The following is a 12,396-nucleotide window of genomic DNA, read 5'->3' on the forward strand; positions in this document are numbered from 1 at the left end:
AATTGACATTGTAATTGACATTGTAATTGATATATTTTTTATTTTTTCAAGAATTTTGAAAGTACTCCAAAAACACCTCTAATAAAGGTAGCACTTGTTACCACTTTCAAAACAGATTTTGTAACGACTTCTGTAGTACTTGGTTCTGATTTGGAAGTTTTGGAGGGAGCTTGTTCTTCTTGCTGTGCTGTAGCTTCAGTAGCGTCGGCAATTTTTTTATTTAGAATTTCAAAAGCACTTTCGCGGTCGATTTCTTCGGCATATTTTTTAACCAATTTTGATTTAGCGTTAATTTCATCTATTTCAGAAGGGGATAAAACATCCATTCGACTCTGAGGCGCGCGCATCATAGTTGCTACAAGCGGAGTAGGAACACCTTTTTCATTTAGAGCCGTAACCAATGCTTCTCCAATTCCTAAACTTGTAAGCAATTCATCTGTTTTATAATATTGAGATGTAGGGTAATTATCAGCAGTTTTTTTTATCGCCTGACGGTCGTTTGCTGTAAAAGCCCTCAATGCATGCTGAATTTTTAGTCCTAATTGTGCCAGAACACCACTCGGAACATCCATTGGGTTTTGAGTTACAAAATAAACCCCAACACCTTTTGAACGAATTAGTTTTACAATCGTTTCAATTTGTTCTAATAATGCTTTGCTGGCTTCATTAAATATCAAGTGCGCTTCGTCAATAAATATTACTAATTCTGGCTGTTCTGCATCTCCTTTTTCCGGCATTTTTTGATAAATTTCGGCTAAAAGACTTAACATGAAAGTCGAAAACAATTTTGGTTTATCCTGAATATCCGTCAGGCGGATGATATTTACGTAGCCTTTTCCGTTTTCGTCAATTCGCATTAAATCATCAGTTTCAAAAGACAATTCGCCAAAAAACAAATCTCCACCCTGTTGTTCTAATTCAATAATTTTTCTAAGAATAGTTCCGGTCGTTGCGGTTGATATTTTTCCATAGCTTGCTGCAATCTCATCTTTTCCTTCTTCAGTAATATAATTAATGACTTTTTTAATGTCCTTTAAATCCAGCAAAGGCATTTGTTTATCATCACAATATTTAAAGATAACTGCAACAACTCCGGCCTGAGTATCATTTAAATCTAATATTCTTGAAAATAAAACCGGACCAAATTCAGAAACGGTTGCACGAAGGCGAACTCCATTTTGTTTAGAGAGTGACATTAGCTCAACGGGAAATGCAGCTACATTATAAGGGACATTAATTTTAGCGTGACGTTCTGTTATAAAACCTTCTTCTTTTCCTTCTTTTGCGATACCGCTAAAATCACCTTTAATATCCATCATTAAAACCGGAATTCCGGCATTTGACAACTGTTCAGAAAAAACCTGAATTGTTTTTGTTTTTCCTGTTCCGGTTGCTCCTGCAATAAGACCATGACGGTTTAATGTTTTTAATGGAATTTTGACGTGAGCCTCAGCAAGTGCTTCTCCATCTAAAATAGCTCCGCCTAGGATAATAGAGTCCCCCTTTGCTGAGTAACCACTGTTTATCTCCTGAATGAAATTCTCTTTTTTATTCATGTTTTTATTTGTAATTTAGATGATTATAAGGGTTTTGTTTGATTTTTTAACAATTAAACTATCTTTTTTTTAGTAGGAAAATGCTTTTTTTGATTGAATTTGACATAAAAAATAAATTCTCAGCTTTTTAAGAAGATTTCAACGGAATGATTGAATATTTACTAAAACGTTGTAATTTTTTTATTAATCGCCTTTTTTTTTGTTTTATCATAAAAATGATGTCAGCAAATTAATGAGATATTTTTTAATTTGACGTTAAATTTCCTTCAATAAAATTAAAAAAAGTTTTTTTATTTAAACTAAACGTATAAATTTGCTACCCTACAAGTTAAATATAACTAAAAAATAAAAATTATTTAAAACTATTAAAATTTAAAAAAATGGCAAACGTTAAAGTTAAAAAAGAAAGCACTTCAAATGGAGGAGGGATGATTACTGGAATCATTATCGCAGCGTGTATTTTAGTTGGGGTGTTTATTTGGAAAGTAATCATGGGAGATGCTTCTAACTTCGAAGGAGGTAACCCTGAAACTGGACACCCAATCAATACATTAGGACAAGTTTATAAAGGAGGATTTATTGTACCTGTATTATTAGGTATGTTTTTAATGGTTGTTGTTTTTTCTATTGAAAGATTTATCGTTATTGGTAAAGCTGCTGGTAAAACTAACTTAGACAAATTCATGAAAAGCGTTCAAGGAAGTATTAAAGAAGGAAACATCGAAGCTGCTATCGCTTCATGCGACAAACAACAAGGTTCAGTTGCAAACGCAATTAAATCTGCTTTAATTAAATACCAAGACGTTAAAAAAGAAGGATTCAACAGCGAAGAAGCTTCAGAAGTAATCCACAAAGAAATCGAAGAGGCAACTTCATTAGAAATGCCAATGTTAGAGAAAAACATGACTATCATCTCTACTTTAGTATCTTTAGGTACGTTAGGAGGATTATTAGGAACTGTATCTGGTATGATTAAAGCGTTTGGTGCGTTAGCTTCTGCTGGTACTCCAGACCAGGCTGCTCTTGCAACAGGTATCTCTGAGGCACTTATCAACACTGCAACAGGTATCTCTACTTCTATCTTAGCAATCGTTTCTTACAACTTCTTTACTGCTAAAATTGACGATTTAACTTACTCTATCGATGAGGCTGGTACTACAATCGTGAATACTTACAGAAGATTCAGAGGAAGTTTAAAACAATAATTAATTTTTGATATAATAATATAATTAGTAATTTTAATTATATCAAAATAAAAATAAAAGATAATGGCTAAAATAAAAATGAAAAAGAAGTCAACATCGACAGATATGACTGCCATGTGTGATGTTGCGTTCCTTTTGCTTACGTTCTTTATCTTGACCGCGACTGCTAAGGTGCCTGAGGCACTTCCTGTAGATATGCCTTCATCTACTGTACAAAGTAAATTACCAGATTCTGATTTGGCAATTATTACAATAGGTAAAGGAAAAGACGGGAAAAGCAAAGTGTTTTTTGACATTAAAGGAAGAGAGATCCGTAAAAAGACTCTTGAAGGAATGGGAGCAAAATACGGTGTAACTTTTTCAGAAGATGATAAAACTAAATTTGCATTAATGGATGACTTCGGTGTACCAGTTACAAATTTAAAACAGATCATTGATATGAAATCTGCTGACAGAGTTAAAGCGGATCAACCTGGAATTCCAATCGATTCTTTGGATAATCAATTAAAAGACTGGCTTTTAGTTTCAAGAAGAGCTACAATTGATCTTGATGACAAAGAATTGAAAATTGCAATAAAAGGAGATGCTAAAGAGCAATACCCACAAATCAAAAAGATTATGGATATTTTGCAAGATCAGAAAATCAATTCCTTTAACTTAGTTACAGGAATGAGAGGAAAAGACTTTTAATTAAAAAAGATACAGTAAAATGGCTGAATTAAATACCGGCGACGGTGGCGGCGGCAAAGGCGGCAAAGTAAGAAGCAAAAAGCAGAATTCGAAGGTAGATTTAACTGCCATGGTGGATTTGGCATTCTTATTGATTACGTTCTTTATGTTGACTACATCGTTGTCAAAACCTCAATCGATGGATTTGTCATTGCCAGATAAAGACGATGATCCTACTAAAAATAAAGATATTAAAGTAGATGAGAATCGTACTATGACGGTAATATTGGGAGAAAACAATAAACTTACTTATTATATGGGATTATTATCATCTCCTATCGCAGGACCTAAAGATATTACATATGGTAAAGATGGTATTCGTAGAGAAGTTCTAAAAAGAAAAAAATCTGTTTTAGAATATTCTGCTTCATTGGGAAAACCAAAAAATGGAATTATTGTTATTATCAAACCGACAAAAAAATCAACTTATCGTAATTTAGTTGATATGTTGGATGAAATGGCGATTGCAGGAGTAGATACTTATGCAATTGTTCCTGAATTTACTCCAGAGGAGGCAAAATTGGCAGATCAAAAATAAGAGTAATCTTGTTTTTAACATCCTAATAATCAAGAAAAATGAAATTAGATATTATAAAAAATCAGTGGCTTGATATCGTATTCGAAGGTCGTAATAAGATATACGGAGCATATGAGCTGAGAAAATCGAACAGTAAGACTACGATAAAAGCACTTATCATAGGTTCGATTATTTTTAGCTTTGCTGTTGCGGCTCCTCTTATTGCAAGTTTTTTACCGGATTCTGGTGAAGAAGATGTGAATAACGATATTAAAATTGCGACAGTAAAACTTCCTCCTAAGAAGAAAGAGGAAATTAAGCCAAACCAACCACCACCACCACCGCCACCGCCAAAAGTGGATCAGGTGAAGTTCGTGAAACCTGTGGTTGCTAAAGCAAATGAAGTTACCGAAGATCCTCCAAAAATTGAGGAACTTAAAGATAAGAAAGTGGGTAATGAAACTATTAAAGGTGATCCTGATGCAGTTTTAACTGTTGATGAGCCAGTAGGAAAAGGACCAGTTTCTCAGGTAGTGGAAGAAGATAACAGTGTATATAACACAGCTGGTATCGAAGTAAAACCAGATTTCCCTGGAGGGATGGATAAATTCTACAAATTTGTAGGAAACAATTACAAGACTCCGGAAGAAGAAGGTCTAAAAGGTAAAGTTTACGTTACTTTTGTGGTTGAAAAAGACGGTTCATTAACCGACATTAAAGTTTTAAGGGATATCGGTTACGGTACAGGAGCAGAAGCAATTCGTGTTCTTAAAAAATGTCCAAAATGGACTCCCGGCGAGCAAAATGGTAAAAAAGTGAGAGTACTTTACTCTTTACCTATTACTATTCAATCTGCAGAATAATGTTAAAAGATATACTTAATAATATTCAGAAGAAATCGCTCAAAGAGCGATTTCTTCTTGTTTTAGGAATACTGTTTTTTTTAATATATCTTGTACTTGGTTTGATGATTATGTTCTGGGAAAAACTACCTTTAAATATGGAACCTAAATACAGATATGCTTTTGGTGGATTGCTTATCGTTTATTCGGCAATACGCTTTTTAAGATTAATAAATTCAAACACAGAATAATTATGCTAAAAAATAGTAGGTTTTTAGGTTTGGTCGTTTTTGTTTTTTTGTTTGCAATGTGTAACCAAAAAAGTAAAAATGAATCTGATAAAGAAACTATTCTAAAAGGTACTTTAGATATTACAGTTGATGAAACTGTAAAACCAATTGTAGAAGATCAGGTTGCAGTTTTTGAAGGAACTTACTATGATGCTAAAATTTCAATTACCCCTAAATCTGAAGCTGAGGTTATTAATGATTTGTTGAACAAAAAAGCTAAGGTAGTCGTTACTACAAGAAATTTAACCAAAGAAGAAATCAGCAGATTTGAAAAAAGTAAAATTGTTCCCCGAGTAACTCCCTTCGCAAAAGATGCAATTGCGTTAATTTCAAATAAAAGCAATAATGATACATTAATTGCGTTGAAAACTGTAATTGATTTTATACAAGGAAAGTCTGATACTGGAATTAAAGGTCTTGTTTTTGATAATCCTAACTCAAGTACAGTTCGATATATGAAAGAACTGGCAAAAGTAAAAGATCTGCCTGAACAAGGTGTGTTTTCTTTTAAAACAAACGACGAGGTGATTAAATTCGTTTCGGAGAATGATGGAATGATTGGTGTTGTTGGCGTAAATTGGTTGTCACAGCCGTCACCAAACATGGTTGATATTGTGAAGAAAATAAATGTTCTAAGTGTGAAAGGATTAAATGATACAAAATATTATAGTCCAACACAAAATGATCTTGCAGAGGTTAAATATCCTTTGGCACGTGATTTGTTTATAATTAACTGTCAGGGGTACACTGGCTTAGGAATGGGTTTTGGTTCATTCATAGCTGGAGACATCGGACAGCGAATAGTTTTAAAATCTGGTTTACTTCCGGTAAGAACTCCAGGTAGACAACTTCAAATTAGAAAAGAAATTTTAAAAGATAACGAATAAATTAATTACTATAAAGATGAATAAATTTAAAATTTTTAGTCTTGCTATCGTTGCTTCAGCTTCTGTTGCAAATGCGCAAGATATCAAAGAAGCAAAGAAGGCAATTGATGCCGAACAGTTTCAAAAAGCAAAATCATTACTTAAATCAATTATAAAAGCTAAACCTTCTGATGGAGAAGCTAACTTTGTTTTAGGTAATATTTATTTAAATCAAAGCGTTGTTGATTCTGCGAAAATCTATTATTTAAACGGAATTGAAGCTTCTGATAAGAAAAACTTAAATTATATTGGATTAGGGCAAATCGATCTTGATAATAAAAATGTAGCTTCTGCACAAGCTAACTTTGCTTTGGCAACAAAAGATATTAAGCGTAAAGATGTGGATGAATTTATCTATATTGGTAGAGCTTATATGAATTCTAATAATCCGGACTATACAAATGCGGTTGCAAGTTTAAAGAAAGCTTTGGCTATTGATCCTCAAAATGCTACTGCACTTTTGGCAATTGGAGATGCTTATTACGGAGCGAACAATCAAAATGATGCTTACAAAGCTTACCGTGATGCTTTCACAGCTGATCCAACTCTTTTAAGAGCAAAAATGCAGTTAGGAGTTTTATTAAAAGGAGCTAAATCTTATGATGAAGCTATCAAATCTTTCAATGAAGTTATCGCTATAAACCCAAATTATGGACCGGTTTATAGAGAATTAGCTGAAACATATTACAAATGGGGAAGAAACAAACCTTCTACAGCGAAAGTTAATTTGCAGAATGCAATTACTAACTATGAGAAATATTTGAGTTTAACAGATTATTCTTTAGACTCTAAAATGCGTCATGCAGATTTCTTGATTTTAGTAAAAGACTACAAAAGCTTAGAAACTGTTGCAAATAAAATGATCGCTGAGGATAAGGTAAACCCTAGAATTTTCAGATATTTAGGTTATGCTGCTTATGAAAACGGAAATGTAGATGTAGCAATTAAATCTTTGGAAGATTATATTAAAGTGCCAACTAACAAAGTAATCGGAAGTGATTATATGTATCTTGGATTGGCTAAAATTAAAAAAGGAACAAATGCGGCAGGTACTGTAGACCAGGCTTCTTTTGATGCTGGTATCGCTAATATCAAAAAAGCAATTGAATTAGAACCATTAGTAGTTGAAGAACTTGGAGATTACGGTAAAGAACTATTCGGTAAAAAACAATGGGCGCAGGCTGCGGCTATATATGAATTAAGTTCATCTAATGCGGAATCAAAAAATTATTTGACTGATAATGTTTACTATGGTATCGCTCTTTATTATGCAAACTTAGATAAAAAGGCTACATCGCCAGAAGTTGCTGCTGATTTAGCTAAAGCAGATGCTGCTTTTGACAGAGTTTTAGTAGCTTCGCCTTCTTATGATGAAGCTTATCTTTATAAAGGAAGAATAGCTAATTTATTAGAAAAAGAAGATCAAATAGTTAAAAACTACGAAACTTACGTTGCTAATATTACTGCTAAAGGGGCTGAAGAAATGTCTAAACCTGCTACAGTTAAAAAAATAGTTGAAGCTTACAATAGTATTGGCGCAAGTTATGCTAATACTGATAAAGCAAAAGCTGTTGAGTATTTTAATAAAACTTTAGTTTTAGATCCAACAAATTCTTATGCTACTCAGTCAATGAAGGCTTTGAAATAATAGAATTTTAAATATTTATGGAAACCGATAGTTCGCTTTGAACTATCGGTTTTTTTGTTCCATAATTAATTGACTATCTTTGCACATTAAATTAAAATAATGTTACCAAAAGAAATACAATTAGAAGTAAATAAAGGAGCAATGCTGCCTTTGATGGAAGAATTTTATACCATACAGGGAGAAGGGTTTCATACAGGAACTGCTGCTTACTTCATTAGAATTGGAGGCTGTGATGTAGGATGTCACTGGTGCGATGTAAAAGAAAGCTGGAATGCTGAGCTGCATCCGCCAACTAATATTGATGTGATTGTAAATAATGCTTCAAGTTATGCTAATACCGTTGTAGTAACTGGCGGTGAGCCCCTTACTTGGGATATGACTTTGCTAACTCAGCAATTGAAAGATAAAAATTTAAAGGTGCATATTGAAACTTCTGGTGCTTATCCTTTAACAGGAACATGGGATTGGATTTGTCTTTCTCCAAAAAAGAATAAACTTCCAACAAAAGATGTTTATGACAATGCAGATGAATTGAAAGTAATCATTTATAACAAGCATGATTTTATTTTTGCAGAAGAACAAGCAGAATTAGTAAATGATAATGCCATACTATTTCTTCAGCCGGAATGGAGTAAAAAAGAAGAAATGACTCCTTTGATTGTAGATTATGTTATGAATAATCCCAAATGGAGAGTCTCACTTCAAACACACAAGTATTTGAATATTCCTTAAAGTAAAAAACTCTCCAAATCCGGAGAGTTTTTTTTATATAATAAATACACATTGTGTAAAAAAGAAACATTGAAATTATTTCCAGGTTTTATATTTTTTTAAATTCATAATGTGTGCCAAATGATGATTTCCATGCCATGCATACAAACCGATAAGTTGTTTTAGCTTAATTTCTGAATTGTTTTCAGGATGAATAAAAGATTTTTCTAAATCAGTTTGGGATAAATTTTTCATAATATAAGCTAATCTAAAATGCAAGCCTTCTAATAAACTCAAAGTAGGAGCAATGGGCATTTTTAAACTATCAGGAAGTTCAGACCATAATTTTTCATCATAAGGTTTTATAATTGGATTGTTTTCGGTTAAAGTCCATTTTAATCTAATGTAACAATTCATGTGACTTTCGGCACAATGATGAATAACTTGTCGAACCGTCCAGCCGCCAGGACGATATGGAGTGTCTAATTTTTCATCGTCAAAATCAATAACCTGTTTTTTTAATCTTTCAGGGAAAGAAACGATTTCTTCAATTTTCCCTAAAACATAATCAGAAGTAAATTCTACAGATGAATCAAATTTACCAATAGGATATTTCAGTTTTTCTAAATCTATTTCGTTCATCTTTGTAAAAGTTTTAATTATATCGAAAGTTTAGCTAAATAATCATAATGATCGCCTTCAATAATTAATTCACATTTTAATCCGTTTGCAAGAGCTGCATTTTGAAGTGTATTATAATCGAGGTATAACCAGTCAAAAGATTCTTCTTTTTCGCCTTTATAAGATATCGTAAAAGTAAGCTCACCATAATAATCGGTTTCAGATGGAATCCATTTCCCGCCGTCTTCATCCTCATCAAACATATAAATAATATCAGAGCTGTCGATTAAAATTTGTCCACCCCGATTTAAAAGCGATTTTAATTTTGATAAATAAGTATTGCAGTTTTCTAATTTTCCAAAAATTCCTGTTCCGTTCATCAATAAAATGATTGTATCAAATTTTTCTCCTTCAAAATCCAAAATATTTCTCACTTGAGCATTTTTCAAACCACGAAGTTTGCATGTTTCAATTGCTTTTTCAGAAACATCTATAGAAGTAACATTTAAATTACGATCATTTTGTAAGGACAAACTGTGGCTTCCGGCTCCGCAGCCAACATCTAAAGTTTTTCCCGTAGCTAATTGCAATGCCTTTTGCTCAATTTTTGGCATTTCATCATAAGAACGAAATAAATATTCGACACTCATTTCATCTTCTTCAGAAATTGAAGTTTCGGTAATAATATCTTCGGGTGAATTATTAGTCTGGAAATCATACATCGCTTTCCCAAAAAGATCTTTCATTGTAATTTAGTTCAAAGTTTAAGGTTTCAAGTTTAAAGTTGTTTAATTTTGCAGATCAATTTTAAACAGTAAACTTGAAACAAATTTTAAATAACTTAAATAAGTTAGCCAAAGATAAGCATATCGAAAACAAAAAGTATTTTGATAAGCTGAAAAAGAAACAGCCTAAGAATTTAGATTATATTATGCAGGATTTGCATGATGCCGAATTTAAAAGAACTGACTGTTTACAATGCGCCAATTGTTGCAAAACAACCGGGCCGTTATTTACTTTGGCCGACATTGAAAGAATTTCGAAATCTTTTAGACAAAAACCACAGCAATTTATTGAACAGTATCTGCGTATTGATGAAGATAAAGATTATGTTTTGAAAAGCGTTCCATGTACTTTTCTTGACAGCGAAAATTATTGTATGATTTATGATGTAAGACCAAAGGCCTGCAGAGAATTTCCGCATACAGATCGTAAAAAGTTTTATCAAATTGCAGATTTGACTTTGAAAAATGTAGCCATTTGTCCCGCAGCATATAATATAGTAGAAGAAATGAAGAAAAAGCTTCCGCTTTAATTGAAATCAGTATTTTTGAATAATCTCTATTGAATATAAATCATAAACAAGAAACTTAAATTGAATTTAGAATACTTTATAGCAAAAAGACTTATAACTGCCAAAGATTACAAAAGCAGTATTTCGGCGCCAATTATAAAAATTGCCATATCGGCAATTGCTATTGGTATAATTATGATGATGGTTTCTGTTGCTACAGGAATTGGTTTACAACAAAAAATTCGCGAAAAAGTTTCTGCTTTCAATGGTCAGATAATTATTTCCAATTATGATAATAATAATTCAGACATAACATTGGTTCCAATTTCAAAAAAGCAGGATTTCTATCCAAATTTTAAATCAGTTCCAGAAGTAACCCATATCCAGGCAGTCGCAAGTAAAGCAGGAATAATTAGGACAGAAAATGCTTTTGAAGGGATTGTTTTCAAAGGAGTAGGGGCAGATTATAATTGGAATAATATAAAAGAATATTTAGTACAAGGTAAATTGCCCGATTTTTCTAAAGGACTAAACGAAGAAGTTATTATCTCAAGATTTCTGGCAGATCGGCTAAATCTAAAATTGGGAGACAGTTTTAATACCTTTTTTATAAAAGAAGAACAAGGTAAATTGCCAAACAGCCGCCGATTTAAGATCGTAGGAATTTTTAGTTCAGGATTTCAGGATTTTGATGCTACTTATATAATAGGAGACATTCGTCATATCCAGCGAATAAACAAATGGACTCCGGATCAGGTTGGAGCTTTTGAAGTTTTTGTAAAAGACTTTGCTGAAATCAAAGAAACGGGAAATCAGGTTTACGAGCAAATATCTTCAAATCTAGATACAAAAACAATTACAGAAAAATACAGTTATATTTTTGACTGGCTGCAGCTCTTCGATTTTAATATAGTTGTGATTCTCGGAATAATGATAATAGTAGCAACTATTAATATGGTAGTTGCCTTATTAGTGCTCATTTTAGAGCGAACCCAAATGATAGGGATTTTAAAAGCAGTAGGAGCAAATAACTGGACAGTTCGAAAAGTTTTTCTATATAATGCCTTCTACTTAATTATTCGGGGATTGTTTTGGGGAAATTTAATTGGAATTTCACTACTGCTAATTCAACAGCAATTCGGAATCATTCATCTTAATCCAGAAAACTATTACGTAAACCAGGCTCCCGTCTATCTTAATTGGGTTTATATAGTGTTATTAAATTTACTTACTATAACAGTATGTTTTTTAGTATTGTTGATTCCCTCCTATATAATAACAAAAATATCTCCTGTAAAAGCAATTCGATTTGACTAATCTAAAATAACTATGTAAACAAACCCGACACGTTTTAGAAAACTGTCGGGTTTATTTTTATACATATATATGTATAGTGATAAAATTCGATTTCAATCTTGTTAGAGACTTGCTGCGGTATGTTTATATTGTAACTACAAACATTCTTCTGTTCGAATGTTTAAAGATTTGTGATTTAATGCTTATTTGTATTGGATCATTTGTTTTGAATCCCAGAATAAAGTTTCTTGGGAACTTTTGCGCTGTCGGGTCTGCCGGGATTGTTTTAGAAAAGAATTTTCAGGGTTAATGATAGGAAAAAGCACGGGCTTTGGTGTTTGTTTGGGATTAAAAGGGGCTGGAATGATATTTTAAGAACCTGCTTTTACTTCAAAAAAGGGTATGAAAGAATAAAAATCCTTTAAAAACAGACTGCTCCTGGAATCATAAAATATAAAAATTGCATTATATTAAGGAAAAGCCTGACAAGAGGTAAAAAAAATGAGTTTGTAAATAAGCTGTTATGAGACAGTTAAGAAATAAATCAAAAAAAGAATAAAAAAACTTGAAAAAAGTTGTTGTATAAATGGAAAAAGGTTCTACTTTTGCACCCGCAACAGCGAAAAACGCTCTTCGAAATACTGACAGGTTATATTGAATTAGGGGAAAGAAATTTTCGAAAAAAAGATTCAAAAAAGCTTGTGAGATTTGAAAATGCTTTTTACATTTGCACCCCGCAAAACACGGAAAGCTCTTTGATA

At 32.5% G+C, this 12,396-nt stretch carries 13 protein-coding genes; 10 read left to right on the top strand and 3 right to left on the bottom strand.

Annotation, left to right across the window (positions count from 1 at the left end):
• Positions 1-38 precede the first annotated feature (38 nt).
• A complete protein-coding gene (locus BUC29_RS10330) occupies positions 39-1,556 on the bottom strand; it encodes a helicase HerA-like domain-containing protein (protein ID WP_073415939.1) in 1,518 nt (505 codons plus the stop codon).
• Between the two features lie 380 nt (positions 1,557-1,936).
• Here BUC29_RS10330 and BUC29_RS10335 point away from each other — a divergent pair, with 380 nt between their 5' ends.
• The 8 genes from BUC29_RS10335 to BUC29_RS10370 all read left to right on the top strand — a co-directional run bounded on the left by BUC29_RS10335 (position 1,937) and on the right by BUC29_RS10370 (position 8,445).
• Positions 1,937-2,761: a MotA/TolQ/ExbB proton channel family protein gene (locus tag BUC29_RS10335; RefSeq protein WP_057122309.1), complete on the top strand. Its 825-nt coding sequence runs from the start codon at positions 1,937-1,939 to the stop codon at positions 2,759-2,761.
• Between the two features lie 63 nt (positions 2,762-2,824).
• Positions 2,825-3,451 carry an ExbD/TolR family protein gene (locus BUC29_RS10340; RefSeq protein ID WP_073415941.1) on the top strand — a complete coding sequence of 209 codons (627 nt, stop codon included), beginning with the start codon at positions 2,825-2,827 and terminating at the stop codon, positions 3,449-3,451.
• Between the two features lie 19 nt (positions 3,452-3,470).
• Entirely contained in the window at positions 3,471-4,028 is a 558-nt protein-coding gene (locus BUC29_RS10345) for an ExbD/TolR family protein (RefSeq protein ID WP_073415943.1), read from the top strand.
• Positions 4,029-4,066: 38 nt separating this feature from the next.
• Positions 4,067-4,870 carry an energy transducer TonB gene (locus tag BUC29_RS10350; RefSeq protein WP_073415945.1) on the top strand — a complete coding sequence of 268 codons (804 nt, stop codon included), beginning with the start codon at positions 4,067-4,069 and terminating at the stop codon, positions 4,868-4,870.
• Positions 4,870-5,100, top strand: a complete 231-nt coding sequence (locus BUC29_RS21710) for a hypothetical protein (RefSeq protein WP_073415947.1) — start codon at positions 4,870-4,872, stop codon at positions 5,098-5,100. The genes BUC29_RS10350 and BUC29_RS21710 overlap by 1 nt, the downstream gene beginning before the upstream one ends.
• A 2-nt stretch (positions 5,101-5,102) precedes the next feature.
• Positions 5,103-6,026, top strand: coding sequence for a PstS family phosphate ABC transporter substrate-binding protein (locus tag BUC29_RS10360; RefSeq protein WP_073415950.1), 924 nt, complete (start codon positions 5,103-5,105; stop codon positions 6,024-6,026).
• Between the two features lie 16 nt (positions 6,027-6,042).
• Positions 6,043-7,713 carry a tetratricopeptide repeat protein gene (locus BUC29_RS10365; protein WP_073415952.1) on the top strand — a complete coding sequence of 557 codons (1,671 nt, stop codon included), beginning with the start codon at positions 6,043-6,045 and terminating at the stop codon, positions 7,711-7,713.
• 99 nt (positions 7,714-7,812) lie between these two features.
• Complete coding sequence (locus BUC29_RS10370; protein WP_073415954.1) at positions 7,813-8,445, top strand: 7-carboxy-7-deazaguanine synthase QueE; 633 nt, start codon at positions 7,813-7,815, stop codon at positions 8,443-8,445.
• Between the two features lie 75 nt (positions 8,446-8,520).
• Here BUC29_RS10370 and BUC29_RS10375 read toward each other — a convergent pair whose 3' ends face one another.
• Positions 8,521-9,066 (bottom strand): YfiT family bacillithiol transferase, encoded by a 546-nt coding sequence (locus tag BUC29_RS10375; protein WP_073415957.1) that lies wholly within the window; start codon positions 9,064-9,066, stop codon positions 8,521-8,523.
• A 17-nt stretch (positions 9,067-9,083) separates the two neighbouring features.
• A complete protein-coding gene (locus BUC29_RS10380) occupies positions 9,084-9,791 on the bottom strand; it encodes a class I SAM-dependent methyltransferase (RefSeq protein ID WP_073415959.1) in 708 nt (235 codons plus the stop codon).
• 74 nt (positions 9,792-9,865) lie between these two features.
• Between BUC29_RS10380 and BUC29_RS10385 the strand changes: the two genes are divergently transcribed.
• Together BUC29_RS10385 and BUC29_RS10390 are read left to right on the top strand one after the other, a co-directional pair.
• On the top strand, positions 9,866-10,360 hold the full coding sequence (locus BUC29_RS10385; RefSeq protein WP_073415962.1) for a YkgJ family cysteine cluster protein: 495 nt from the start codon (positions 9,866-9,868) through the stop codon (positions 10,358-10,360).
• A gap of 60 nt (positions 10,361-10,420) precedes the next feature.
• On the top strand, positions 10,421-11,656 hold the full coding sequence (locus BUC29_RS10390; protein WP_073415964.1) for an ABC transporter permease: 1,236 nt from the start codon (positions 10,421-10,423) through the stop codon (positions 11,654-11,656).
• Positions 11,657-12,396: the final 740 nt, after the last annotated feature.

The sequence above is a fragment of the Flavobacterium defluvii genome (assembly GCF_900129555.1).
In the GTDB taxonomy this organism is placed as follows: domain Bacteria; phylum Bacteroidota; class Bacteroidia; order Flavobacteriales; family Flavobacteriaceae; genus Flavobacterium; species Flavobacterium defluvii.

Excerpts from the sequence above, each read along its gene's own strand:
- BUC29_RS10375 (WP_073415957.1), bottom strand. The coding sequence starts at position 9,066 with ATGAACGAAATAGATTTAGAAAAACTGAAATATCCTATTGGTAAATTT.
- BUC29_RS10360 (WP_073415950.1), top strand. The coding sequence starts at position 5,103 with ATGCTAAAAAATAGTAGGTTTTTAGGTTTGGTCGTTTTTGTTTTTTTG.
- BUC29_RS10350 (WP_073415945.1), top strand. The coding sequence starts at position 4,067 with ATGAAATTAGATATTATAAAAAATCAGTGGCTTGATATCGTATTCGAA.
- BUC29_RS10340 (WP_073415941.1), top strand. The coding sequence starts at position 2,825 with ATGGCTAAAATAAAAATGAAAAAGAAGTCAACATCGACAGATATGACT.
- BUC29_RS10370 (WP_073415954.1), top strand. The coding sequence starts at position 7,813 with ATGTTACCAAAAGAAATACAATTAGAAGTAAATAAAGGAGCAATGCTG.
- BUC29_RS10330 (WP_073415939.1), bottom strand. The coding sequence starts at position 1,556 with ATGAATAAAAAAGAGAATTTCATTCAGGAGATAAACAGTGGTTACTCA.
- BUC29_RS21710 (WP_073415947.1), top strand. The coding sequence starts at position 4,870 with ATGTTAAAAGATATACTTAATAATATTCAGAAGAAATCGCTCAAAGAG.
- BUC29_RS10365 (WP_073415952.1), top strand. The coding sequence starts at position 6,043 with ATGAATAAATTTAAAATTTTTAGTCTTGCTATCGTTGCTTCAGCTTCT.
- BUC29_RS10345 (WP_073415943.1), top strand. The coding sequence starts at position 3,471 with ATGGCTGAATTAAATACCGGCGACGGTGGCGGCGGCAAAGGCGGCAAA.
- BUC29_RS10335 (WP_057122309.1), top strand. The coding sequence starts at position 1,937 with ATGGCAAACGTTAAAGTTAAAAAAGAAAGCACTTCAAATGGAGGAGGG.
- BUC29_RS10380 (WP_073415959.1), bottom strand. The coding sequence starts at position 9,791 with ATGAAAGATCTTTTTGGGAAAGCGATGTATGATTTCCAGACTAATAAT.